Below are 25,510 nucleotides of genomic sequence, written 5' to 3'. Positions count from 1 at the left end.
CATTCCTACCAGGCAAAAAAATCTCTATATTGTCCATCCTCAGAACTAATGGTGTCCTTGGTCGAGGCACACCAGCGGGCGAGGAGGGCATGTCGTGACGACTGCAGCGGTACCTCGTGGCAACGGCGAGGAAGCCGGGCCGGACGGGCGGTCCCCCAGGTCCGTCCTCGGCAAGGTCGGGCTCATCCTGTCCGCCTTCGGCGACGGCGACCTCGCCCTCAGCCTCACGGAGCTGACGGCGCGCACCGGGGTCGCCAAGGCCACGGTGCACCGGCTGTGCCAGGACCTCGTCGCCTGCGAAATGCTGGAGCGGGACGGCTCGGACTACCGGCTCGGCCTGCTGCTGTACGCGATCGGCCTGCGCGCGCCCCGGCAGCGCACCCTGCGGCACGCCGCACGGCCGGCCCTGGAGAACCTCGCGCAGGCCCTCGACAGCCCGGTGAGCCTGTCCGTGCCGAACGGCAGCGACCTGCTGTGCATCGACAACGCGGGCCGCCACCGCAACCGGGCCGGAGCCTCGATCGGCGGACGGCTGCTCCAACTGCACAGCACGGCCCCGGGAAAACTCACCCTGGCCCTGCTGCCCGAGCAGTACCCGCTGGCGCGGCTGGCCCCGCATATGCGCCGGATGACCGCCCGCACCCTCACCGCCGACCGGCTCCCGGGCGAACTCGTCCGCATCCAGGAACAGGGCTACGCCACCGACTGCGAGGAACACCGGCTCGGCTATTCCGCCGTGGCCGTGCCCGTGCGCGGGCCGCGGGACGGCGCCTACCTGGGCGCGCTGTCGGTCGTCGCTCCCACGGCACGCCAGAACGTGCCCCGTACGCTCGCGGCGCTGCGGACCGCCTCGGAGACCGTCACCACCCGGCTTTCGGTGATCGAGGCATACCGCACCGAGCCGTAAGCCGTCAGTTCGTAGTCCTCGGTCCGTGGCCCTCGGTCCGTGGCCCTCAGTCGACGAGCAGCCGGGCTATCCCCCGTTCGCTGAAGACGTCCCCGGTGGCGAGGGCCACCGCACCGTGCAGGGCCGAGGCGGCGCCGAGCTGCGTGGTGGTGATGGTCAGCTTCCGCGTGGCCAGCGGCAGGGCGCGCTGGTACACCACGGCCCGCACCCCGGAGAGCAGGTCGTCGCGCAGTTCGCTGAGCGGCCCGCCGAGGACGAGGGTGCGGGGGTTGAACATGTAGACGAGCATGGCGGCGAGTTCGCCGATCTCGGTGGCCGCCTGGCGCAGGGCCCGGACGGCGGGCGGGTCGTTGTCCGCGACGCGCTCCGCGAGCTCGTGGACCCCGTGCAGCGGGTCCTCCTCGGTGGACTCGGGGATGCCCAGGTTCCGCAGTACGGCGCGGTGCGAGGCGATGGCGCGCACACAGCCGACGTTGCCGCAGGTGCACAGGGCGGTGCCGCCGCCGAGGGACCGGATGTGGCCGACATCGCCGGCCGCGCCGTCCGCGCCGCGGTAGATCCGGCCCTCCGCGGTGGCGAGCCCCGCCCCGATCCCGGTGGCGATCTTGAGGCAGAGCACCGGGGTTTCCGCCCGGGCGTGCACGGCCTCACCGAGGGCCATGAGGTTCGCGTCGTTGTCGACCTGGGCGGGGGCGCGGAACCGGGTCCGCAGCCGTTCGGCGACCGGGTAGCCGTCCCAGCCGGGCATGCCGTTGGGCCTGAGCGGGGAGCCGCGCCACGGGTCCACCGGGGCGGGCAGCCCCATCACCACCTGACGGACCCGGTCGGGATCGCACCCGGACCGCTCCAGCAGCGCGAACAGCCGGTCGCACACCAGCTCCAGGACCGTTTCCGGCCCCGCGTCGATCCGCACGAGCACCGTGTCCCGCGCGAGGATGCGTCCGCCGAGATCGGCCACCGCGATCCGCGTCTCCAGGTTGTCGACGTCGGCGACGGCGATGGTTCCCGCCCGCGGGCTCAGCGTCAGCAGCCGCGGGGGCCGCCCGCGCACCGATTCGCCGGACTCCAGCTCCTGCAGGATGTCGCGGCCGAGGAGTTGGTCCACCTGCTGGCCGACGGTGGAGCGGGCCAGACCACTGCGCCGCGCGATCTCGGCACGGTTCGTCGCCTCACCGGCCACCACGAGGTCCAGCACTCTGCGCAGTCCGACGGGGACCGCGGGCAGCAGTGCCCGGTCGGCGGAACGACCGTCATCTTCACGCATTTCCTCAACCTAGCCGTCGTGGATCACCGGCGACCAGCCTTACTTTAAGACGTTATTAGTTTGCAAGAAAAATTAACAACCGCCTCTTGTTCGAGGTAACCGAACTAAACGAAGGTGTTGGGCGAGGCGAACACGCCCCACTCAACCGTCAGAAGAGGGCCGTCCTCTAGCAACCCCAGTTCCCAAAGTCAACGGCGGTGGGCCGCTCGACGAGACGCGGCCCGCCTCCGCGGCACTCGTGCCGCGGCCGTACGCGACCCGCGTACACCGCTCTGACCTGCCCCTTTCTCAGTTGTGATCCGCGACAACGCACGTTGAGCACCGCGGAAAACACATCGGCCCGCGTTCCACTGAGCGGACTGTTCGTCTCGCCCCGGCCCCGCCGGGGCCCTTGAATACTCGCCAACCAGGCAAGACACCTACATTCCGCACAAAGTTGTCGATCACTCGCATACCTGAACGTCCCGCGCATGACCCCTTGGGAGAGGAACCCCGGCCATGGCCAAAGAGACCCATCGCATCGGCATCCTGGGCAGCGGCAACATCTTCGGCCGGTATGTGACCGGCCTCGCCCGCTACCCGGAGCTGGAGATCGTGCGAGTGGGCGACATCGATGTGGCACGAGCGAAGCAGGCGGCCGCCGACCATGCCATCCCGGCCTGGGGTGACGACTCGGAGCTGTACGCCGACGACTCGGTGGACATCGTCATCAACCTGACGCCGCCGGTCCACCACGCCCGCACCGTCATCACGGCCCTGGAAGCCGGCAAACACGTCTATGTCGAGAAGCCGTTGGCCACCACGGTCACCGACGGCGAAGCCGTCCTCGCGGCGGCCGCCCGCACCGGGCGCGTCCTCGGATCGGCGCCGGACACCTTCCTCGGCAGCGCCGCTCAGACCGCGCGCAAGGCCATCGACTCGGGCTCGATCGGCACGCCCATCGGCGCCACCGCCTTCATCGGGCACAGCAAGGCCGAGACCTGGCACCCCAACCCGGCCTTCCTGTTCCAGCCGGGAGGCGGCCCGGTGATGGACATGGGTCCGTACTACGTGGCCATCCTCGTCAACTGCCTCGGCCCCGTCTCCACCATCTCCGCGGCCGGCCGCATAGGCGTGCCCCAGCGCACGGTCACCGCACCCGAACGGACCGTCGAGACTATCGACGTCACCATCCCCACCCACACCGGCGCCGTGCTCACCTTCGCCTCCGGCGTCATCGCCACGACCCAGATGAGTTTCGACGTCTGGGACAGCGACCTGCCGTACATCGAGATCTATGGCAGCGAGGGCACCCTGTCGCTGGCCAACCCGAACCACTTCGACGGTGATGTGCGGGTCCGGCGGCACGGTGACGGCGAATGGACCGTCCTGGAACCGGCCCTGGAGCTCTTCGGTGCCGTCGGAACCCGCGAGCAGGCCCGCCGCGGGCTCGGCGTCCGCGATCTCGCCAACGCCGTCGAGGGCGGGCCGCACCGCGCCAACGCCGCCTTCGCCTTCCATGTCCTCGAGGCTCTCTGCTCATTGGAGGGCTCCGCCCAGCAGGGCCGGTCCGTGACGCTGACCAGTTCATGCGAGCGCCCTCAGGCCCTCTTCACCGTCTGACACCAGCCCGCCCCACCACACCCGAACCCCGAGAGAGGACCCGCATGACCATCCGCCACGACCGGATCGCGATCAACCCCCTGCAGTGGATCGCCACCGAAGACGGCTGGATCGACCCCGCCCTGGCACCGGCCCTGCCCGAGCGCCTCAAGGTCATCCGCGAGGCCGGTATCGCCGCCGTCCACGCGGACGTGCCCGCCGAGATGTCCGCCACCGAATACGGCCGGCTGCTCGGCGAGCACGGCCTGGCGCCCGCCCCGGGCTATATCTCGGGCCCCCTCCCCGAGGACGAGAGCAGCCTGCGCGAACTGCTCGACAAGACCGACCGCGTCAGCAGCCAGATGGCCGAACTGGGCTTGCCCACCGTCTTCGTGGCCACCGGGATGAACAAGCAGGCCCCCCGTGTGCACCGCCCGGCCGTGGGCGCCGAGGCGACTCCCGAACGGTTGGAGCGGGTGCGCGAGGTGTTCGCCCGCATGGGCGAGACCACCAAGGCCAACGGCGTCGCCGCCGCGTTCCACCCGCACATCGGCACCTGGGCGGAGACCGAGGAGGAGACCCGCTTCATCCTCGACGGCGTGGACGCGGACGTCCTCTCCTTCGGCCCGGACATCGGCCACCTCGGCTGGGCCGGTGCCGATGTCATCGGCCTCATCCGCGACTACGCCGACCGGGTCGCCGCCCTGCACATCAAGGACTTCCACGCCGACATCGCCGAACGAGGCCGCGCCGAGGCATGGACCTACCAGCAGACCGTGCTGGCCGGTCTGTGGGCCGAGCCCGGCCACGCCTCGGTCGACATCCCCGCCACCCTGGCCGCGCTGCCCGCCGCCTTCGACGGCTGGCTGGTGATCGAGGTCGACCGCGGCGCCCAGGCCACCCCCGAGGAGAGCGTCCGGCTCTGCGGCGAGTGGGCCAAGCGACAGCACTGAGCGCGGCACCCGAGAACAGAAGGACGACATGCGAAGAATGGTCATGGCAGGGGCGGCCCTCGCCCTCGTGGCCGTGCCGGCGTGCAGCGGTGGCACCGGCACCACGGCGTCCACCACCGGAGACGACACGCTGACGCTGTCCATCGGCAACGCCCACACCGGCTGGGACCTGGCGTCCGCGGCCCTGGGCGACAACATCCAGTACTACGAGCCCGTCTTCGACTCGCTGGTCCGGCTGGACTCCAAGGCCCGTCCCCGGCCGAACCTGGCGACCTCCTGGTCCTACGACAGCGCCCGCACCGTGCTGACCATGAAGCTCAGGAAGGACGTGCGGTTCACCGACGGTACGGCGCTGGACGCGACCGCGGTGCGGAAGAGCCTGCTCCACAACAAGGAAGGCACCAATGAGGCCGCCGGGAAACTGCGCGCCATCGACTCGGTGGCGGCCGTGGACCCCCGGACCGTGGCCATTCACCTGTCGGCGCCCGACCCCCAGCTCGTGGTGAACCTCGGCGACCCCTCAGGCATGATCGCCAGTCCCAAGGACCTGGCGGCGAAGGGCGGTCCGGTCGGCTCGGGCCCCTACGTCCTGGACAAGGACGCCACGACCAACGGCAGCACGTATGCCTTCACTCGCAACCCGGACTACTGGAACAGGAAGGCATACCCCTTCGACAGGATCGTCATCAAGAACATCAGCGACCCCACCGCACGCCTCAACGCCCTGCTCGGCGGGCAGGTCGACTGGGCCCGGATCACCCCGCAGACCGCTCAGCACGCCAAGAGCCGGGGCCTTGAGGTGCAGGGACACGCCGACAGCGTCGAGGGCCTGTACATCTGGGACCGCACCGGGAGGATCGTGCCGGCCCTGGGCAAGGTGAAGGTGCGCCAGGCACTGAACTACGCCTTCGACCGGGAGTCGATCGTCAAGAAGCTCAACCTCGGCTACGCCACGGCCACCTCGCAGATGGCGACCGCCGGCAGCACCTGGTACGACACATCCCTCGAGAGCAACTACGCCTACGACCCTGCCAAGGCCAGGAAGCTGCTCGCCGAGGCGGGCTATCCGGACGGTTTCACCGTCACCATGCCCGATGTCTCCTCCGTCGCGCCGGGCCAGCAGGTGGTCATGACGCAGGCCCTGGAGGACATCGGCATCAAGGTCAAGGTGGACAAGATCCCGTTCACCCGGCTGTTCACGGCCCTCCAATCCGGCCAGTACGCGATGTCGTGGTTCAAGCTGCAGTCCGGCCAGCCCTGGGACTTCATCCAGTCCGAGCTGGCCAAGGGCGCGGCCTGGAACCCCGCCAAGGACTTCGACCCCAAGCTCAACTCCATGATCGACAAGGCGCAGAAGGCCCGGGGCGCGGCGCAGTCCGCCACGTTCCGCGAGATCAACGCCTATCTGCAGGACCACGCCTTCAACGCGCCCTGGGATGTGCTGGACGCCGTCCAGGGCAACTCCAAGAAGATCAAGGTGACGCCCCGGGCGTTCGTCTCGGCGGTACCGATCTACGACATGGCCCCCGCCGGCTGACGCGACGGCGGAGCGGACCGCACACCGCCCCGCCCCGTCCGCGACAGATCCCGCATCCGCCGACGCAGAAGGAAAGAACGCGATGCTGACCTTTCTCGTGCGCCGCGTCGCGGCCGGCCTGGTGCTCCTCTATGTGCTCGCGACGACGGCGTTCGCGATGATGAGCCTCACCGGGACCGACGCCGCGCGCAACATCGCCGGCAATATGGCGACGCCCGCACAAATCGCCGCGAAGAAACACGAGTTGGGCCTGGACCGGCCGTGGATCGCCCAGTACGGACAGTGGCTGGGCCACGCGGTCCGGGGCGACTTCGGGACCTCCTGGTTCGGCGGTGACTCCGTCTCCGAAAGCCTGGTGCTCAAGGCACCGGTGTCCCTGTCCATCGTGGTCGGCGGACTCCTGCTGGCCACCGTCCTCAGTGTGGTGCTCGGCGTCGCCGCCGCCGTACGGCGCGGATGGCTCGACCGCGTGGTGCAGGCGACCGCGATCGTCGGCTACGCGGTACCGAGCTTCCTGATGGCGCTGATGCTCTCCGCCACCCTCGCCGTCCAGCTCCGCTGGCTCCCGGCGACCGGATACGTACCGCTGGCCGACTCCCCCTCCGGCTGGCTCCAGTCCATCACCCTCCCCGCCATCTCACTCGCCATCGGCGCCATCGCCGCCACCGCCCAGCAGGTCCGCGGCTCGGTCATCGACGTACTGCGCCAGGACTTCGTACGCACCCTGCGCAGCCGGGGCATGAGCGAGCGGCGGGTGCTCTTCCGGCACGTGCTCCGCAACGCGGCACCCCCGGCGCTGACCGTGCTCTCCCTGCAGTTCATCTCCCTGGTCGGCGGCGCCGTCGTCATCGAGAAGGTCTTCGGACTTCCCGGAGTGGGCTCCGCCGCGGTGACGGCGACCGTCAACGGCGACACGCCGCTGGTCATGGGCGTCGTGGTCTACCTCGTCCTCATCGTCGTGGCGGTCAACCTGCTGGTGGACCTCGCCTACGGCTGGCTCAATCCGAAGGTTCGTGTCCGATGACGCATACCGCACGCCGCGACACCCGCGGCACACCCGACTCCGCCCCGGGCACCGCCCGCCGACGCGGCCATCCGCTGAGACGTCTGCTGTACAACCGGGTGGCGGTGGTGTGCCTGGTCCTGCTGGCGCTCATCGTCGCGGCCAGTGTGTTCGCGCCCCTGCTCACCTCGGCCAGTCCCAGCCGCTCCACCCTGGACGACGCCTTCGCCCCGCCCGGCGGCGGTCACCTCCTCGGCGCCGACAGCGTCGGACGGGATGTGCTCGCACGGCTGCTCTACGGCGGCCGGGTCAGCCTGCTCGGCGGGTTCATCGCCGTGGCGGTCGCCCTGCTGATCGGTGTTCCGGCCGGGCTGCTCGCCGGCTACTACCGGGGCCGGCTCGACGCCGTCATGAGCTGGGTGGCGAGTCTCGTCATGGCCGCGCCCGCCATCATGGTGCTGCTGGTCTCCATCGCCGCGATCGGCCCCGACACCAACGCGACGATGGCGGTGCTCGGCCTCATCCTCGCCCCCGGTGTCTTCCGCCTCGTCCGGGCCTCCGTCACCTCGGTGCGCGAGGAGCTGTACGTCGACGCCGCCCGCGTCAGCGGACTCGGCGACGCCCGTATCGTGCGGCGGCACATCCTGCCGGTGGTGCAGGCACCCACCATCATCCAGTCGGCGCAGATGTTCGGCGTGGCCGTCGTCATCCAGGCGGGCATCGAATTCCTCGGCCTCGGCTCGGCCGGGCAGGCAAGCTGGGGCGCGATGCTCAACGAGGCGTTCGCCAATCTGTACACCAAGCCCACCTTGCTGGTGGCCCCGGGCCTGGCGATCGTGATCACCGTGGCGACGCTCGGCCTGCTCGCCAACGCCCTGCGCGACGCGCTCCTGGACACGCCCGGCCCGGCGGCCCGGCGGCGCCCGCGCCCCGCGGCGACCCCGGCGAGCACACCCGGTCCGGCCGACGACGACAGCCTCCTCGCTGTCGAGGACCTGCGGGTCACCTACGCCACTCGCGACGGCGAACGCACCGTGGTGGACGGGGTGTCCCTCACCGTGCGCCGCGGTGAAGTGGTCGGTCTGGTCGGCGAGTCGGGCTCCGGCAAGAGTCAGACGGCGTTCGCCATCCTTGGGCTGCTGCCCCCGGAAGGCCGGAGCGCGGCCGGCCGGCTCAGCTTCGACGGCCGCGATCTGCGGGGGCTCGGCCGCAAGGAGCGGAACGCGCTGCGCGGCCGCCGCATCGCCTACGTCCCCCAGGAGCCGATGTCCAACCTCGACCCGGCCTTCCGCATCGGCACCCAGCTCACCGACCCGATGCGGGCGCATCTGAAGCTGACCGCGCGGGAGGCGCGGGAGAAGGCCCTGGCGCTGCTGGAACGGGTCGGCATCGCCGAGCCGGAGCGCGTCTACCACGCCTATCCGCACCAGATCTCCGGCGGCATGGCCCAGCGGGTCCTCATCGCGGGCGCCGTCTCCTGCGACCCCGAGCTGCTGATCGCGGACGAGCCCACCACGGCGCTGGATGTCACCGTCCAGGCCGAAGTCCTGGATCTGCTGCGGGAGTTGCAGCGGGAGCGGGAGATGGGGCTCATCCTGGTGACGCACAACTTCGGGGTGGTCGCGGACATCTGCGACCGCGTGGTCGTCATGCGCACCGGCCAGGTCGTCGAAACCGCCCCGGCCGAGAAGCTGTTCGCCGAGCCGCGGCACGAGTACACCCGCATGCTGCTGGACTCGACGCTGGAGGACGCCCCGCCCCGCGCCCCCCTGCGAACTCCCGCGACGGGCGGCCCCCTCCAGGAGACGGTATGAGTACGACAGCGACACATACACCGGCACCGATGCCCGGCAACATGCTCGAAGTCGACGGCGTGGTGGTGGAGTACGCCGCCAAGAGCCGGCGCGGGCAGCCGTTCCGGGCCCTGCACGGCGTCTCCCTGGACATCCGGCCCGGCGAGACGGTCGGGCTGGTCGGCGAATCCGGCTCGGGCAAGACGACGCTCGGGCGTGCGGTGCTCGGACTCGCCCCGGTGGCCGAGGGCGAGATCCGCTATGCGGGCCGGGTGATCTCACGGCTGAGCGCGCGCGAGCGGCGTGCGCTCAGCGCCGAGATCCAGGTGGTCTTCCAGGACCCCTACACCTCACTGAACCCGGCGATGACCGTGGGCGACATCCTCGCCGAGCCCCTGCTGGTCTCGGGCACCTCCCGCGCCGCGGCCGAGGAGCGGGTCCGCGGACTGCTCGACCAGGTGCAGTTGCCGGCCGACGCCGCGCACCGGCTGCCACGGGAGTTCTCCGGCGGGCAGCGCCAGCGCGTCGCGATCGCCCGGGCCCTGTGCCGCGACCCGCGGCTGATCGTGTGCGACGAACCGGTCAGCGCGCTGGACCTGTCCACCCAGGCGCGGGTCCTGGAACTGTTCGTGGAGATCCAGGAGCGCACGGGTGTCGCCTATCTGTTCATCACCCACGATCTGTCGGTGGTGCGGTGTGTCAGTCATCGCGTGGCCGTGATGTACGGCGGCCGGATCGTGGAAACGGGGGAGGCCACTGCCGTGACCAGCGGCCCGCGGGACCCCTATACGCGGCGGCTCATGCTCGCCGCCCCCGTACCGGACCCGGCACGCCAGCGGGAACGCCGGGAGCAGCGCCGGAATCTCAAGTCCGTGGGGGCGGAATGACGACCGTGACGGACGCCTACGGATTCACGGCCTACGGCGGCCCGGACGTGGAGCGCTTCCTGGACCTTCCGCTCCCCTCCCCCGGGCCGGGGGAACTGCTGATCGAGGTCCACGCCGCAGGCGTCAATCCGGTCGACTGGAAGGTGCGCGAGGGAATGCACCGGTCGTTCCTTCCGCTCGGCCTCCCGGCGGTGTTCGGGCGTGAGGCGGCCGGGGTGGTGGTGGGCCTCGGCCCGGGAGTGGCGGGATTCGCCGTCGGGGACGCGGTGTTCGGCAGCAGTGCGCGCGGCTGCGGCGGCTACGCGACCCATGCCGTGCTGACCGCCGACTTCACGATCCCGAAACCGGAGGGGCTGTCCTTCACCGATGCGGCGGCCCTCCCCGTGGCGGCGGGGACCGCGTACGACTCCGTGCGCGGGCTCGACATGACCGCCGGGGAGACCCTGCTGATCCTTGGCGTCGGTGGCGGGGTGGGAGTGGCGGCGGCCCAACTCGCCGCGTCGGAGGGGGTGTCGGTGGTCGGAACCGCGTCCCGCGCGAAGCGGGAGTTCGTGGCGTCCCTGGGCGCCACACCCGTTCCGTACGACAGCGATGACACCGCGGACCGGCTGACCGCCGCGCTTCCGAACGGGGCCGACGCCGTACTGGATCTGGTGGGCGGCGACGCCCTGGACACGGTCTCGGCCCTGATGTCCCCTGACTGCCGTGTCCTTACCGTCGCCGGTCCGGACACCGCGGCCCGCTTCGGCGCCCGGTCGCTGTCCCGCGGCAACCGGGCGCAGACCCTCGGCGAGCTCGCCCGGCGGGTCCAGGACGGTCGGCTCCATCCCCACGTCCGGGAGATCTTCCCCTTCGCCGAGGCCCCGTCCGCCCTCCGGGCGGTCGAGACCGGCCACCCCTGGGGAAAGGTGGTGCTGGAGATGCGGACCGGGCCTCGATGACGTTCTCACCCAGCGCGCTGAAATGCGTCGCCGCGGCTCATAGACGTTCTGGCGGGATCCGCTGGGGCCGACACGGTGCCAGGTCTGTGCCGGGTGGGTGACGGGTGGGGTACGGCTGTGCCACGTGATCGGTAACCGGCTGTCATGTCACGCCGGTTACCGCTTAGCATCACGGCGGACGCATCGTGAGCTGGTGATTTCAAGGGGGGCTTGTGGTCGTGATCAGGGAAGCGGTGCGCTTCGGCTGCGCCGTCGCGGTGTGTGGCTTAGCGTTTGGGGGCTGTACCTCCGGTGGCGGCGGCGAGCCGTCCGTGTCGACGCCCGCGAAGAAGGCCGGTGCCGCGATGGCCGCCGGCCCGTCGGCGACCGCCGTCGTGGACATCGATCCCGCCACATTGCCGACGACCGGGGCCCAGGCCGCCGCTCTGATCCGGGACGTCATCGCGGAACCCTCCGCCTTCGGCCCTGGCGCCGTCCGCCGAACCCCGTACGAGGGCGACCCGCGGCGCTGGCCGGTCCTCGGTGACGACTGTGTCTGGCACCAGCAGGTGCTCCCGAAGGACGTCCTCGCGACCCTGACCCGCTCCTACGAAATACCGGCGAGCGGCGCCAAGGGCCCGCTCCGGCTGAGCGCCGTCGTCACGGTGCACCGCAATGCCGAGCAGGCGGACTGGGAGAACGCCGAGGTCCTGGAGGAGATGATGCGCTGCCCAGCGCAGCGGCTGCGCTCGGACGAGGTGATCACGTCGCTGAACGATGTCCCGAGCTCCTTGGGCGACTCCGGGAACGAGTACGCCGATGACGTTCTCACCGAGCTCGGCAGCTACACGAGCGCCGAAGTCGGCGGCCCCCACCCGTACCTCTGGGGGCAGACCCGTATCGGTCAGTTCACCCTCGCCGTCTCCGCCAAGGGCTCCAAGGGCTGGTCCCGGGCAGACCTGTTCGAGCGGCTGCGGGATCCGCACGCCGGCATGCGCGCCCGTCTCAAAGCCTCGATCGAGCGGGACACGCCGAAGCCTGGCGGCAGCACGAAGGGCGACGGCTGATGACCGACAAGCTCACCCCCTCCGACCCGGCCCGCATCGGCGGGCACCGGCTGCTCGCCCGGCTCGGCGCCGGGGGCATGGGGGTCGTCTATCTCGGCCGTGCCGAGTCGGGGGAGCTGGCCGCCGTCAAGGTGATCCTGCCCGAGTACGCCGACCAGCCCGAGTTCCGCGCGCGCTTCCGCCGTGAGGTCGCTGCCGCCCGGCGCGTGGACAGTCCCTGGGCCGTGCCGGTCACCGGCGCCGATCCGGACGCGCCCGCGCCCTGGCTCGCCACCGTCTTCGTCGCCGGCCCCTCGCTCGCCGAGGCCGTCGCCACCTGCGGTCCGCTGCCGCCGCGCGGTGTGCGGATCCTCGGCCGGATGCTGGCCCGCGCCCTGACCGCCGTACACGACGCGGGACTTGTGCACCGCGACGTCAAGCCCGGCAATGTGCTGATCGCCGTCGACGGCCCCCGCCTCATCGACTTCGGCATCGCCCGAGCCACCGAGGAGACCGCGCTCACCTCGGCCGATATGGTCATCGGCACACCCGGCTTCCTCGCCCCGGAGCAGGCCCGGGCGCAGCCCGCCTCGCCCGCCAGTGATGTCTTCGCCCTCGGTTGTCTCCTCTCCTACGCCGCCACCGGCCGCCCGCCCTTCGGCACCGGTGCCGTGGACGCCCTCCTTTACCGCACCGTGCACGACGAGCCCCACCTCGACGGTGTCCCCGACGACACGCGCGACCTCCTGGAGCGCTGTCTCGCCAAGGATCCGGCCGCCCGGCCCACCGCCCGCGAGGTGGACGAGACGCTGGTCGAGGACACGCCCCAGGACAGCGTCGACTGGCTGCCCGACGCCGTCGTACGGCTCATCGCGGACCGCTCCGCCGCGATGCTCGCCCTCCCGGACATCGAGGCCACGGCCCTCGACGCGGGGGCGGACGGGCAGCCGGCACAAGGTCCGGCGGACACACCGGTGACGCCGAGCCCCTCCGGCCGCCGCCGCTTCCTGCTGCTCGGCGGCGCGGCCCTGATCGCGGCCGGTGGCGGTGCCGCCCTCTGGGCCGCCCGGCGCGACGACGACACCGCGCCGAGCGCCTCGTCCCGTGCCAACCGCTGGATTCTCGGTGTCCAGGCCGACCTGACGGGCCCGCAGAAAACCGTCGGGCAGGCCCAGGAACGTGGCATACGGCTGGCCGTCGAGCAGTTCAACTCCCGCGAGGACACACCCTTCACCCTCACCCTCAAGACAGCCGACGACCGGGGCGACGCGACGCGCGCCGCCAAGGTGGCCCGCGCCCTCACCGCCGACCGCGACCTGCTCGCCGTGATCGGCTCGACCGGCGACGAGACCACCGGGGCGAGCCTCGACAGCTACGACGAACAGCTGGTCCCCCAGCTCACGGCCTCCTCCGCGCAGTCCGTGTACGGCGTCTCCGAGCCTCGCCACTTCCTTCAGGCCGTCCCCGGCTACACGAGCCTGCCCGCCACGGCCGCCCTCTCCCTGCGGGCCCAGGGCGCCCGGCGCGTGGCCGTGCTGATCGACCGCGACGGCGGCATCCCGGCCTGGCAGCTCGGCCGCACGATGTTCCAGAACCTCGGTGTCCTCAAGATCGCCGGCCAACCGCGCGTCGTACCGCGGCTGGCCGAGGACCTCGCCGCGGTGGCCGCCGAGATGGTCGCGCACAAGCCGGACGGCTTCGTCTACATGGGCACCCCCGCCCGCGCGGCGGCCGTGGCACGGGCCCTCGCGGGGACGGACTTCAACGGCCCGCGCGTGCTCGGCTATCCGGCCGCCGGCCCGGAGTTCCTGACCGCCGCGGGCACCACCGCCGACGGCTGGCAGATCTTCGCCCCGTACATCGACCCGTCGGCCGCCCCCGTCCGCGCCTTCGCCACCGCCTACCGGAAGCGCTACGGCTCCGCACCCCCGTACTGGGCGGCCGAGGCGTACGACGTGGCCCGAATGGTCATCACCCGCCTCACCGGGGCCGGCCGCAGGCCCTCCAGGAACAAGCTGTACGACCTGCTGGCGAAGGGCACGTACAAGGGACTCGTCCGGACGTACGCGTTCGACGAGGAGAACCGGTCGTGGCTCAAGGGGGACGAGGTCTTCCGCTATGAGGTGAAGGGCGGCCGGTACTCCTACGCGGGCAAGGTCGACTTCTGATGCGGTCCCTGACCGCCGACGACCCCGAGGACATCGGCGGGCACCGGCTGCTGGCCCGGCTCGGCGCGGGCGGCATGGGCGTCGTCTACCTCGCCCGTACGGCGGGCGGGGCGCTCGTCGCGCTCAAGACGATCCGCGCCGAACACGCGGCGGACCCGGCCTTCCGCGCCCGGTTCCGGCGCGAGGTGACGGCCGTCCGCGGCCTGACCGGGCACGGGCTGGTGCCGGTCGTGGCCGCCGACACGGAGGCCCGGGAGCCCTGGCTGGCCACGGAGTTCATCCCCGGACCCTCGCTGGCCGAGGCGGTCGACGGCTTCGGCGCGCTGCCCGTCGCCGCCGTACGGACCCTGGGATTCCGGCTGGCCGATGCGCTGGCCGCCGTACACGCGGCGGGAGTGGTGCACCGCGATGTGAAACCGGGCAATGTCCTGCTCGCCCTGGACGGCCCCCGCCTCATCGACTTCGGCATCGCCCACGCCACGGGCGCCACCGCGCTCACCGCACCCGACGCCGTCGTCGGCACGCCCGGCTTCCTCGCGCCGGAACAGGCACAGGCCCGCGCCGGGGAGGTCGGCCCGCCCAGCGACGTCTTCGCGCTGGGCTGCGTCCTTGCCTACACGGCCACGGGCCGGCGCCCGTTCGGCACCGGATACGCGGCGGGCGTCCTCTTCCGCACGGTGCACGAGGAGCCGGACCTGGCAGAGGTCCCCGGCGAGCTACGGGCCCTGATCGGGGCTTGCCTGGCCAAGGACCCGGCCAAGCGGCCGACGGCCGCCCAGGTCGCCGCGGCGCTCCGTGACCCGCGGATCTCACTCGCGCGGGAAAGCCCCGAGGCCGAAGAGCGGCACTGGCTGCCGCCCGCGGTCCTGCGCATGGTCGCCGAACGCTCCGCACGAGCGCTGGACATGCCCACTCCCAAGCGCCCCACACGGCAAGGGACCGGCGACGACCCGGCCGCCGACCCGTCGCCATCGCGCCCGCGGGACACCCGCCCGCCGACCCGGCGGCGCGTGCTGCTGATGGGGAGCGCGGCGGCGTCCGTGGTCGCCGTCGGCGGCGGGGCCACCGCCTATCTGGCGGCCGGGCGAGGGGGCACCGGCGGCTCGGGCCGCGCCCTTCCCGTGCACACCCTCGGCTTCCAGGCCGACCTCAGCGGCCCGGACAAGGCGGACGGCGTGGCGCAGGAGCGCGGAGCGCGGCTCGCCGTGGAGCGGCACAACGCGCGCGCCGGCATCACGTTCCGCCTCGCCCTCGACACCTTCGACGACCGCGGCGAGAAGACCCGCGCCCGGCAGGCGGCCCGGCAATTCACCGAAGCCAGGGTGAGCGCGGTCCTCGGCCCCGGCACGGCCCCCGCGGCGCAGGCCGCCGGCTCGCTCTACCAGGACGCCCGCACGGCCATGGTGCTGATCTCCGTCGACGAGGACAGTCTCGCGCAGTCGAATCTGCGCAACCTGCGCGTCACCCGGGCGCCCGAGTCCTTCCTGGCCTTGCCGCTGGCCTCGTATCTGAACTCCGTACGACCGGTCGACCGCACCGCCGTCATCGACGACCGGGCGGCGGGCCAGGCGGGATCGGCTCTCACCAACTGGCTCTCGCGGACGCCGCCCCATCAGGGCACGACCAGCGTCCACCCCGTGGCGGCCGACAGCGACGACTTCGCGCCCGCCGTCCGCGCCGCCCTCGCCGCCAAGGCGCAGGCCGTCGTCTTCACCGGCATATCGCCCGAGCGCGCCGCACGCTGCGCCCGCGCACTCGCCGACGCGGGCTTCACCGGACCGCGCCTGGGCACCTGGCACACCATGCGCCCGGGCTTCCTCCAGCAGGCCGGAGCCGCGGGCCAGGACTGGCTTTTCGGCGCCCCCTTCACCGACCCCGGCAGCGTGTCCCGCACCTTCGGGACCGCCTACCGCGCAAGGTACGGCACGGCCCCCGGACGCTGGTCCCCGGAGGCGTACGACGCCGTGGGGCTGGTCGCACGCGCCCTGGAAAAGCTGGGCGGAACGCGCGACATCGAACCCGGGGCCGTGGCCCAGCGCCTGCTCAACGTCACCTACCGGGGACTCGCCAAAACCCTCCGCTTCACCACCGACGGCACCCAAGCCGTGGATCGGGGCGCGGGGTACTTCCTGTTCCAGGCGAAGGGGAACACCTTCCGCTTCCTGGGACGCAACGACCAGGTCAAATGAGCTGGTTGATCATTTCGTCACCGGGCGTGAACGGTGAACGTCCACGTTCCGGAGCCGACCCGGTACGAGACCGCTTCGCCGGTCGCCCGGATCTTCCGCACGTCGGTCGGGGCCTGGACCCGGTCATCCTTGTGCGTCAGGGGCACCCGTACCACCGCGCGGCTGTTGGCCGGGATGGTGACGGTCAGTCGCAGGGTGTCCCCTGTCTTCTTCCACCCGGCGGCGACGCGACCACGCACGGTCTCCTGTGAGGCGGACACCTGGTCGAGGGAGCCGGGGATCCGTGGCTCGACAGCGATCGTACGGTACCCGGGCTCGGTGGGCCGGATCCCCGACAGAACGGTGTACAGCGAGGCGTTGATACCGGCGAACATCGCGTGATCGTGGGTTTCCATCGAAGAGCGGTAGAGCCACTGTTCCCAGGTGGTGGTGGCCCCCTTGGCGAGCTGGAAGCCGAAGCCGGGATACGTGCGTTGGTGAAGCATGGTCATCGCCAAGTCGATCCTCCCGATAGGGGCCAGCGCGTCGACCAGGTAGCGGGTGCCGAAGATGCCGGTGTCCAGGTGCCGGGCGTCGTGCTCGACGATGGTCCGGGCGAGCTGGTCGCCGACATCGGCGACCTTGTCGGCGGGCACCAGCCCGAACGCCAGCGGGAGGATGCTGGTCACCTGGCGTCCGCTGCCGTACGTGTCACCGGCTTCGTTGAGGAAGTGCGCGTTGAACGCGTTCTTGATGCGGCCTGCCAGGGACTCGAAGTGGCGCGCGTCCCGCCGGTGCCCGAGGACTCCCGCGGCCTTCGCCGCGGCCCGAGCCTGCTGGTAGGAGAGGGCGGTGTTGACCAGGGAGACCTCGCTGGTGCAGTCCCCGGCGGTGGGGCTGCCCATGCCGTCGTTGGCCTGCGGCCCGTGATCGGGCGGGCACCAGTCGCCGAAGCCCTTGTCCGCGGGCCAGATGAGGCCGGGGACCTCGGTGGCATTGCGGTCCACGAACCGCTTCATGTCCGGATAGGCCGTCTCCAGCACGTCCCGGTCGCGGTACTGCTCGTACAGCGTCCAGGCCAAGGTGACCTGACCACCTGCCATGTCGGGGTACTGCGCCTTGACGTCGTCGGAAGGCAGCGCGGTGCCCGGCGGCAGGTCCTGAAGATACTTCGCGTAGAAGCCACCCATGCCGAATTCGCGCGTCGCCGCGTCCCGGTATGCCTGGACGTCCATCGCCGGAGGGGTGCGCTCGTCGCGCACCGGCGTATCGGTGGGCGTGCTCATGGAGTTGTTGAGAATGCTCCAGCGGTTGTTCTTCCAGATGCGGTTGAGATCCTCGCTGGAGGAGGTGAAGGCGCCGGTGGAAGCCACATCCGCGTGGACGACGCGTGCGCGCACGTCCCCGAAGTCCGCCGTCCCGGGAGATCCGGCGACCTCCAGGTAGCGGAAGCCGTGATAGGTGAAGCGCGGTTCATAGGTCTCGCGGCGGCCCGTCCCCGCGAGGGTGAAGGTGTCGGTCGCCGCGGCATCCCGATTGGTGGCGGTGTCCAGCGAGCCATCGGCATTGAGCTCCTCGGCCGTACGCATGGTGATGCGCGTACCGCTCTCGCCCTTGGCGCTCAGGCGCGCCCAGCCGGCGATGTTCTGGCCGAAGTCGTAGACGTAGATGCCCGGTCGGATCTCGGTCACCTTCCTCGGCCTCAGGGTGTTCACCACTCGGACGGGCGGCATGGTGTTGGACCGCAGTGCGCCCTGCGGCGCATCGACCATCGACACGCTGTCCCAGGAACGGTCGTCGAAGCCCGGCTCGTCCCAGCCGTCCTGTTCCTTCCGGGCGTCGTAGGACTCACCGTCGTACAGGTCGTCCGCGGTGATCGGCCCGATGGACCACGTCCAGGACGGGTCGGTGGTGAGGCGACGCCGAGTACCGTCGGTGAAGGTGACGTCGAGCAGCATGACCGCCTGCCGCCGGCCGTTCCAACGGAAGCCGTACCGGCTGAAGTTCTCCCCGTAGCCGTGGCCCAGCCACAGCCCCACGGTGTTGCCGCCCTTGCGCAGCGCGTTGGTCACGTCGTACGTGTCGTACAGCACCCGCCGGTCATAGGGCGTGTTCGCCGGGGCGAGGACGCGGTCGCCGACCTTCGCACCGTTGAGCCGCAGCTCGTGGAAGCCGAGACCGGCCACGTAGGCACGCGCGCCGGCCACCTTCTTGTCCAGGGAGAACTCCTTGCGCAGCAGGGGAGCCCCGGCCTTCGGATCAGACGGGCCGATCCATCGCGCACCCGCCCAGTCCTCGGGGGCGCGCAGCGCCGTCTGCCACGAGGAGGGGGCACTCCACGTCGACGCCCTGCCCTGGCCGTCCCAGACGCGAACCTTCCAGTAGTAGCGGGTGCGGGGCGCGAGCCGCCGACCGCCGTAGGGCACCCCCACGGACTCGTCGGAGTGTCGTCTGCCGCTGTCCCAGACGTTGCCGTGGTTGTGCGCCAACTGCCCGGCGGACGTGGAGACCAGGATCCGGTAGGCCGACTGCACGACGTTGCGCGACTCGGTGTCCAGCTTCCATCCCAGCAGAGGGCGAGCGGCGTCGACTCCGAGCGGATCAGCCCGGCCATCGACGGTGGCGCCACGGACATGGAGTCCGCTGTCCACGGCGGCAGCCGGGTTGCCGGTGACCAGCGCCGTGGCCAGGAGCGCGGCGGCGCCAAGGAGTGCGAGGACGCCTTGGGCCGGTGCGGAACTGCTGCGTCGGAGCACGTCGAGCACCTCTCGCCATGGGCATCGCCCGATTGCCACCACCAGGGAGTAAAACGATTCAAGACGCCATTGGTTATAGCAGCGCCGACAAGGCGCGGCTAGTGGCCCACCGCGCGCCCGACTCCGGACGAGGCGGACGAGGCGGTGGCGGTGGCGATGGCGATGGCGATGGCGATGTGGCGACGGAGAATCCGTAAGGATCCCATCGTCGGCTCCTTGCTCACCCTTGGGTGTGTTCGGGCGGGTTGATCCGCGACGCGTCGATCGCGGAGGCGCTGGTGCCCCACTTCTTGAGGATCCGGGCGTACATGCCGTTCTCGATCAACTCGTTGACGGCGGCCTGGAAGGCGCGGGTGAGCGGAGAGCCCTTCTTGAAGGCGAAACCGACGTCGAGGCGGTGGTACTCGCCGAGAAAGGAGGTATGGGCGGCGGACTGGGCGGCTTGGTAGCGCAGTCCGTTGATGGTGGACATGACGACGTCGATGCGGCCTTGCTGCAGGGCCGTGAGGACGGCTCCGTTTTCCGCGTAGACCTTCACGTCGTACGGCTTCTTCCCGGCCTTGGCGCACACCCCCTTCTGCCGGGTGAGGGTCGCCTCGAAGGTGGTGCCGGCCCCGGTGCCGATGGTCAGCCCGCACAGCTCGGTCAGATCGGTGACCTTCCGGCTGAGCGCCGTGCCGCCCTTCTTGACCGCGAAGCCCTGGCCGTCGTTGATATAGGTGACGAAGTCGATGGTCTTCAGACGCTCGGCGGTCACGCCGAAGTTGCCGGTGCCCACGTCGAACTTGCCGCTGCCGAGGGCGGGCAGGATCGTCTCGAAGGAGGCGTCCTGGCGTTCCAGCCTGACGCCGAGCACCTTGGCCACCGCGTCGGCGATGTCGATGTCCTGGCCCGCGGGCTTCTTGTCCGGGCCGTTCGGGTAGTACGCGCCCGGCGGGAACCCGATCGAGCTGCCTATCCTCAGGGTGCCGGACCTGGCGACGTCGGCGGGCAGCAGGGCGGCGACGGAGTCCACCTTCCGTACGGCGGCGACCGGGTCGTCGGTGGGCGCGGGAGAGGCCTGGGCTCCCGCCGGCGTTGTGCCGTCCGTGCCACCGGAGCCACCGCAGGCGGTCAGCGCCAGGAGTGACAGCAGCGTCAGCGCGGCGATGCGCGGCCGGGTTCTGGTCCCGGGGTTGTTCACAGCTGGGGGCCTTTCCGTTCTGCGCCGTGGTGACGGCGATGGGAATACATGTGTGGCTGTGCGACGGAGGTCATCCGCGCACGGCGGCCAGGCTCTGCGCGCCACGCGCCGCACGCTCGGCATCACGCTTGGCGACCTCCTCACGGACGACCGGGATCACGTGCCGGCCGAAATCGATGGCGTCGCCCAGGAGGTCGTAGCCGCGGGCGGAGAGGATGTCGACGCCGAGGTCGTAGTAGTCGAGGAGGGCCTGGGCGACCGTCTCGGGGGTGCCGACCAGGGCGTTGGAGTTGCCCGCCCCACCGGTCGCCGCGGCGGTCGGGGTCCACAGCGCGCGGTCGTAGCGCTCCCCCGCCTCGGCGATGGCGATCAGCCGCTGTGAGCCGGAGTTCTGCGGGTGTGCTTGCCCGGTGTGGCGCCTGGTGACCGACTCGCCGCTCGCCTTGCGGGTCTCGATCGCGCCCACCGTGCGGCGGGCCTTCTCCCAGGCCAGTTCCTCGGTCGGGGCGATGATGGGACGGAACGCCACCTGGATGCGCGGGACGTCGGTACGGCCCGCGGCCTTCGCGGCGGCCTTCACCGCCTCGATCTGCTCGGCGGTCTTCTCCAGGGGCTCGCCCCACAGGCAGTAGATGTCGGCCTCGGCGCCTCCCGCGGCGTACGCGGCGGGGGACGATCCGCCGAACGAGATGTCCGGGCGGGGCTGTTGGGCCGGGAACACGTCACTGACGAAGTCATGGAAGCGGTAGTGCTCGCCCTCGTGGTCGAAGGGCTCGTGAGTGGTCCAGATCTTCCTGACGATCTGGATGTACTCGCGGGTGCGGGCGTAGCGCTGGTCCTTGGTGAGCGTGTCGCCCTCACGGCCCTGCTCGTGGTCGTTGCCGCCGGTGATGAAGTGCACGGTCAGCCGCCCCTCGCTGATCTGGTCGAGAGTGGCGAAGGTCTTGGCCGCGAAGGTCGGATACGAAACGTTGGGCCGGTGGGCGAGCAGGATCTGGAGCCTGTCCAGCCTGCTCGCGATATACGCGGCGGCCGGCGCGGGGTCGGGCGATCCGGATCCGTAGGCGAACAGCACCCGGTCCCAGCCATGGTCCTCGTGGGCCCTGGCAAGCCGGAGCGTGTACTCCTTGTCGAATGCGCCGGCGGAGCGCGCGGTGGTCTCGGAACCGTCATGGGTCGCGGCGATGCCGAGGAATTCCACGGGCATGGGAATGGCCTTTCGGGAGGACAGGGGGGAGCACGCGGACAGGCCGGAACGGCCTTCGCATGGCCGTACGTGACGGCAGCGGGGAAATGCCACTGGCTGGAGCAGGCGTGACGACGCCGGGGCGTCGGGAGAAGGGGTGGCGGCAGCGTGTGTCCGGGCGCTCGCAGGGCCGTGTCCGTACGCGGGTCAGCGCCCGCGTACGGCGGTGATACGACGAGAGAGCTCGGCCCGCGACGGGGTCACCGAGGGAGGGAAGGGCCGGTCAGACAGCCCGCTGCCGAGTCAGGCGCAACAAGCGGCCGACCACACCCGGCCGAAGTCGATGTGGCCACGGGTGACCAGGCGCTGCTCGGTATTCATGGGAGCAATTAGGCAGTACACAACGCTTCTCGTCAACCACCGCCCGCATACCGGACCGGCGTTGACCGGCTCCCACGTGTTCACCGGTTCCCACGTGTTCTTGACAGATGCATGCGCTGGGTACTTACGATCGATGACGGACGGGCCCGCCGCGCGCGGAGCCCCGTCCGGCCGCGTTGAGGGACGCGGTGAGCGTGATGACGCCGAGCCCGGCCGCACCGTACCCGCGTACCGCCTTCTCGGGTGCCCGTGTGCGCGTGCCACCGGGCTGTCGCCGACGCCCGTGCCCCCTCACCCGGAGAGCCTCCCGATGGCCACGCCTTCCCGTACCACCGCTCCCGACGCGGTGCCCGTTCCCGTCGACAAACGCCCCGAGACGGGCGCCCCCGGTCCCGGCGACCTGCCGCGGATCGTGCCGCGCCGACGCATCGGCCGCTGGCTGACCGCCACCGCCGCGCTGCTGGTCTTCGCGATGGTGGTCAACTCCGTTGTGCGCAATGACGCTTTCCAGTGGGACGTGGTGGGCCGGTACTTCACCACCAGCGCCGTGCTCGACGGACTGCTGCTGACCCTGTGGCTGACCGGCGCGGTGATGGTGCTCGGTTTCCTGCTCGGCATCCCGCTGGCGGTGATGCGGCTGTCCACCAACCCCGTGCTGTCCACCCTGAGTTGGGGCTATGTGTGGATCTTCCGCTCCACGCCGCTGCTGGTGCAGCTGCTGTTCTGGTTCAACATCGGCGCTCTGTACCCGACACTCGGCCTCGGCGTCCCCTTCGGCCCGCAGTTCGTCACCGTCAAGACGGTCAACCTGCTCGGCCCCACCCTCACCGCCGTCATCGGGCTGACCCTGCACGAGGCCGCCTACGCCACCGAGGTGATACGCGGCGGCATCCTGTCCGTGGACTCCGGCCAGACCGAGGCCGCCCAGGCACTCGGGCTCAGCAAACGGCGCACACTGCGCCGGATCGTCATTCCGCAGGCGATGCGTTCCATCGTGCCGACCGCCGGAAACATGCTGATCGGCACGCTCAAGGGCACCAGCATCGTCAGCGTGCTGGCCGTGCACGACCTGCTGTACTCGGTGCAGCTGGTCTACAACCAGACCTACCAGGTCATCCCGCTGCTCATGGTGGCCACCCTCTGGTACATCGCGGTCACCACCGTGCTGAGCGCGGGACAGTTCTACGTCGAGCGGTACTACGCGCGGGGGGCCGCGCGGGCACTGCCGCCCACCCCGCTGCAACGGCTGCGCGCCCGTGCGGCCGCCGTCCCGCGCGCCCGGTCGCGCGCGACGACAGCCAAGACCGGCGTCTGACGCCGTGGGCCCGTCCGGCCACGAGGGCTGGACGGGCCCATGCGGCACCCCACCGCGTCGCCCGGTTCAGGACCGGTGCCTTCCGGCACCAGGGGTGTGGCGTCGAGACGGTGGAACGCGCGGTTGAAGTAGACGAGGCTCTGCCCGCCCGAGTGGGTGCGGATCCGCTCGATGTCGACGAAGAGCACGCTGTGGGAGCCCATCGGGACGGCATGCGTGATCGTGCCGATGGCTCTCACCCGGGCGTCCCGGATCACGTCGAGCTCCGGGAAGCGGCAAGCGGTCGTCAGGCGACGATCAGCGGGCGCAGGGTGCGGTGGGCGATCTCCAGGCCGGTCTTGACCTTCTCCTCGGTGCCGCCCCACACCGGGTCCTCGTGCTCGACCGAGAGGGTCCCGGTGAATCCGTGCTCGTAGAGGGCGTCCACGACGGCGCTCCAGTCGACCTGGCCCCGGCCGGGCACGCGGTAGCGCCACCAGCCGGTGTCCCACGGGTCCTCCCGCTGGACCGCCTTGCCGAAGAACCCGTAGCGGTCCACCTTTCCGGGGAGGATCTGGAGGTCCTTGGCCTGGGCGTGCACGATCCGGTCCGCGTAGGGTGCGATGGTCCGCACCGGATCGACACCGATCCACGTCAGATGCGACGGATCCCAGTTCAGATACAGCCCGAGGGAGAACATCCACTCCCACAGCTCGGGCGAATAGGCGAGGTTGCCCGGATAGCCGTCCGGGTGCCAGCCCTCCATCACACAGTTCTCGATGATGAGGCGGACGTCCCTCTCCCCCGCGTACTCGACGAGTTCGGGGAAGACCTGCTCGGCCTCTTCCAGATTGGGCGCCACCGGCCGGGTCCAGTCGCGGCCCACGAAGGTGCCCACGTACGGGACGTCGAGGGCCGCCGCGGTGTCGATGACCGCCTTGAGATGGGCGTGGATCTCCGCGCGGCGCGCAGGGTCGGGGTGGAGGTTGTTCTCGTAGTACGCCAGGGCCGAGAGGTCGAGGCGGTGGCGCTCGAACAGGCCCCGGATCTCGTCGGCCTCGCGTTCGCCGAAACCGGCCACGGGCAGGTGGGCGGCCTCGAAGTCCCGGCCTCCGGTGCGTGGCCAGGCCGCGACCTCCAGGGCCTGGTATCCCGCCTCGCTCGCCCATGCGGCGATCTCGGCGAGGGAGAGCTGGGGCAGACAGGCGGTGAGCATGCCGAGTTTCATGCGGTGGCCTCCAGGGCTATGGCTGTGGGGTCGACATCGGTCCAGGTCAATGACGCGGAGGAGGTCAGCACGGCCTCGACGATCCGTGCCGAGCGGACACCGTCCGCTCCGGTGGGCAATCCCTCGGGCGCATCCCCGCGGATCGCCGCATAGGCGTCGGCGACAAAGGAGTTGAAGCATTCGGCGTAGCCCTGGGCGTGGCCGGCGGGAAGCCGTGAGAGCCGTCGCTGCTCGGCCGATCCCTGGTCCGGGTCCCGGAACAGCACCCGCGCTCCGTCCGGCGCGCCGAGCCATACGGTCTCGGGATTCTCCTGGTCGAAGACCGCGCTGCCGAGCGCGCCGTCCAGCTCGAACCACAGCCGGTTCTTGCGGCCGGCCGACACCTGGGAAACCGTGAGCGTGGCCAGGGCGCCGCCGTCGGTGCGCAGCAGTACGGTCGCCACATCCTCGGTACGCACCCGCACCCGTGGGCCCCCACCCCTGGTCGCGAAGCTCGCGCCCGTGCCGGCGGGCCGGGTGGGAACGGTGGTGCCGAGCCTCGCGGTGAGTTCGGTGAAGCGGACTCCGGCGACCCACTCCACGAGGTCGCACCAATGGGATCCGATGTCCGCGAACGCCCGGGACGGGCCGCCGTCGGCCGGATCGACCCGCCAGGACATGGCCTCCTCGGACAGCATCCAGTCCTGCAGATAGCTGCCGTGGAGCAGCTGCCAGGCACCGAATTCGCCACGCAGCCGCCGGTCCCTGAGCTCCCGGACGAGCGGGTGATAGCGGTAGACGAAGGGGACCGCGAGCACCAGCCCCGTCTCCTGCGCCAGGCTCGTCAGCCGCTGCGCGTCGGCGGCCGAGGTGGCGAGCGGCTTCTCGCAGATCACATGCTTGCCCGCGCGCAGCGCCGCCTCGGCCTGGCCGATATGCAGTGCGTTCGGGGTGCACACATGGACGACCGATACGCTGTCGTCGGCGAGCACCGCCTCGAAGCCGGGGTAGCGGCCGGGCACGTTCCACTCCTCGGCGACTCGCGCACTGCGCTCGGGAGTCGAGGCCACCACTCCGGCGAGCTCTCCGCCGCTCGCACGGATCGCGGCCGCGTGCACGGCACCGATCATCCCGGCACCTGAAACCACCGCTCGAAGCGGACCATTCATCTGATGCACCTCCGTCGTCCAACCGCCGATCGCGGTCCGACGCCGCGCTGTGCATCACCTTGGTTTAGTTCTGGCAGCAAGCACAAGACAGCATATTTAATTTTTTT

The 25,510-nt window shown here is 71.0% G+C and carries 18 protein-coding genes; 12 read left to right on the top strand and 6 right to left on the bottom strand.

What is annotated here, in order from left to right:
- The first annotated feature begins 94 nt into the window (after window positions 1–94).
- Entirely contained in the window at window positions 95–907 is an 813-nt protein-coding gene (locus J5X86_RS32285; RefSeq protein ID WP_208520238.1) for an IclR family transcriptional regulator, read from the top strand.
- Between the two features lie 46 nt (window positions 908–953).
- Here the strand turns inward: J5X86_RS32285 and J5X86_RS32280 are convergent, their stop codons facing one another.
- Window positions 954–2,171 carry an ROK family protein gene (locus J5X86_RS32280; RefSeq protein WP_208520237.1) on the bottom strand — a complete coding sequence of 406 codons (1,218 nt, stop codon included), beginning with the start codon at window positions 2,169–2,171 and terminating at the stop codon, window positions 954–956.
- A 498-nt stretch (window positions 2,172–2,669) separates the two neighbouring features.
- Here J5X86_RS32280 and J5X86_RS32275 point away from each other — a divergent pair, with 498 nt between their 5' ends.
- From J5X86_RS32275 to J5X86_RS32230, 10 genes are all read left to right on the top strand, one after another.
- A complete protein-coding gene (locus J5X86_RS32275; RefSeq protein WP_208520236.1) occupies window positions 2,670–3,773 on the top strand; it encodes a Gfo/Idh/MocA family protein in 1,104 nt (367 codons plus the stop codon).
- Window positions 3,774–3,817: 44 nt separating this feature from the next.
- Complete coding sequence (locus tag J5X86_RS32270; protein ID WP_208520235.1) at window positions 3,818–4,705, top strand: sugar phosphate isomerase/epimerase; 888 nt, start codon at window positions 3,818–3,820, stop codon at window positions 4,703–4,705.
- A gap of 28 nt (window positions 4,706–4,733) precedes the next feature.
- Window positions 4,734–6,242, top strand: a complete 1,509-nt coding sequence (locus J5X86_RS32265; RefSeq protein WP_208520234.1) for an ABC transporter substrate-binding protein — start codon at window positions 4,734–4,736, stop codon at window positions 6,240–6,242.
- A gap of 82 nt (window positions 6,243–6,324) precedes the next feature.
- Window positions 6,325–7,266 carry an ABC transporter permease gene (locus J5X86_RS32260; RefSeq protein WP_208520233.1) on the top strand — a complete coding sequence of 314 codons (942 nt, stop codon included), beginning with the start codon at window positions 6,325–6,327 and terminating at the stop codon, window positions 7,264–7,266.
- A complete protein-coding gene (locus tag J5X86_RS32255) occupies window positions 7,263–9,059 on the top strand; it encodes a dipeptide/oligopeptide/nickel ABC transporter permease/ATP-binding protein (RefSeq protein ID WP_208520232.1) in 1,797 nt (598 codons plus the stop codon). The genes J5X86_RS32260 and J5X86_RS32255 overlap by 4 nt, the downstream gene beginning before the upstream one ends.
- Window positions 9,060–9,088: 29 nt before the next feature.
- Window positions 9,089–9,925 carry an ATP-binding cassette domain-containing protein gene (locus tag J5X86_RS32250; RefSeq protein WP_243981957.1) on the top strand — a complete coding sequence of 279 codons (837 nt, stop codon included), beginning with the start codon at window positions 9,089–9,091 and terminating at the stop codon, window positions 9,923–9,925.
- Window positions 9,922–10,866 (top strand): NADP-dependent oxidoreductase, encoded by a 945-nt coding sequence (locus J5X86_RS32245; RefSeq protein WP_208520230.1) that lies wholly within the window; start codon window positions 9,922–9,924, stop codon window positions 10,864–10,866. The genes J5X86_RS32250 and J5X86_RS32245 overlap by 4 nt, the downstream gene beginning before the upstream one ends.
- Before the next feature lie 311 nt (window positions 10,867–11,177).
- The gene (locus J5X86_RS32240; protein WP_308124790.1) at window positions 11,178–11,912 is read left to right on the top strand and encodes a hypothetical protein; all 735 of its coding nucleotides are present in this window, start codon (window positions 11,178–11,180) and stop codon (window positions 11,910–11,912) included.
- Entirely contained in the window at window positions 11,912–14,059 is a 2,148-nt protein-coding gene (locus J5X86_RS32235; RefSeq protein ID WP_208520229.1) for a bifunctional serine/threonine-protein kinase/ABC transporter substrate-binding protein, read from the top strand. The genes J5X86_RS32240 and J5X86_RS32235 overlap by 1 nt, the downstream gene beginning before the upstream one ends.
- Entirely contained in the window at window positions 14,059–16,248 is a 2,190-nt protein-coding gene (locus J5X86_RS32230) for a bifunctional serine/threonine-protein kinase/ABC transporter substrate-binding protein (RefSeq protein WP_208520228.1), read from the top strand. Before J5X86_RS32235 ends, J5X86_RS32230 begins: the two co-directional genes overlap by 1 nt.
- A 17-nt stretch (window positions 16,249–16,265) precedes the next feature.
- Here J5X86_RS32230 and J5X86_RS32225 read toward each other — a convergent pair whose 3' ends face one another.
- The 3 genes from J5X86_RS32225 to J5X86_RS32215 all read right to left on the bottom strand — a co-directional run bounded on the left by J5X86_RS32225 (window position 16,266) and on the right by J5X86_RS32215 (window position 21,373).
- Window positions 16,266–18,983, bottom strand: coding sequence for a family 78 glycoside hydrolase catalytic domain (locus tag J5X86_RS32225; protein WP_208520227.1), 2,718 nt, complete (start codon window positions 18,981–18,983; stop codon window positions 16,266–16,268).
- A 220-nt stretch (window positions 18,984–19,203) separates the two neighbouring features.
- A complete protein-coding gene (locus J5X86_RS32220) occupies window positions 19,204–20,166 on the bottom strand; it encodes an ABC transporter substrate-binding protein (RefSeq protein ID WP_208520226.1) in 963 nt (320 codons plus the stop codon).
- Window positions 20,167–20,236: 70 nt separating this feature from the next.
- Window positions 20,237–21,373, bottom strand: a complete 1,137-nt coding sequence (locus J5X86_RS32215) for an LLM class flavin-dependent oxidoreductase (RefSeq protein ID WP_208520225.1) — start codon at window positions 21,371–21,373, stop codon at window positions 20,237–20,239.
- A 670-nt stretch (window positions 21,374–22,043) separates the two neighbouring features.
- Between J5X86_RS32215 and J5X86_RS32210 the strand changes: the two genes are divergently transcribed.
- Window positions 22,044–23,048, top strand: a complete 1,005-nt coding sequence (locus J5X86_RS32210; protein ID WP_208520224.1) for an amino acid ABC transporter permease — start codon at window positions 22,044–22,046, stop codon at window positions 23,046–23,048.
- A gap of 286 nt (window positions 23,049–23,334) precedes the next feature.
- Here the strand turns inward: J5X86_RS32210 and J5X86_RS32205 are convergent, their stop codons facing one another.
- The gene (locus tag J5X86_RS32205) at window positions 23,335–24,255 is read right to left on the bottom strand and encodes a sugar phosphate isomerase/epimerase (protein ID WP_208520223.1); all 921 of its coding nucleotides are present in this window, start codon (window positions 24,253–24,255) and stop codon (window positions 23,335–23,337) included.
- On the bottom strand, window positions 24,252–25,403 hold the full coding sequence (locus J5X86_RS32200; RefSeq protein ID WP_208520222.1) for a Gfo/Idh/MocA family protein: 1,152 nt from the start codon (window positions 25,401–25,403) through the stop codon (window positions 24,252–24,254). Before J5X86_RS32200 ends, J5X86_RS32205 begins: the two co-directional genes overlap by 4 nt.
- Window positions 25,404–25,510: the final 107 nt, after the last annotated feature.

The organism is Streptomyces sp. NEAU-YJ-81, assembly GCF_017592595.1.
Lineage (GTDB): Bacteria > Actinomycetota > Actinomycetes > Streptomycetales > Streptomycetaceae > Streptomyces > Streptomyces hygroscopicus_B.
Note: the sequence above shows the minus strand (reverse complement) of the source record. Positions and strands in the feature narration are given on the sequence as shown.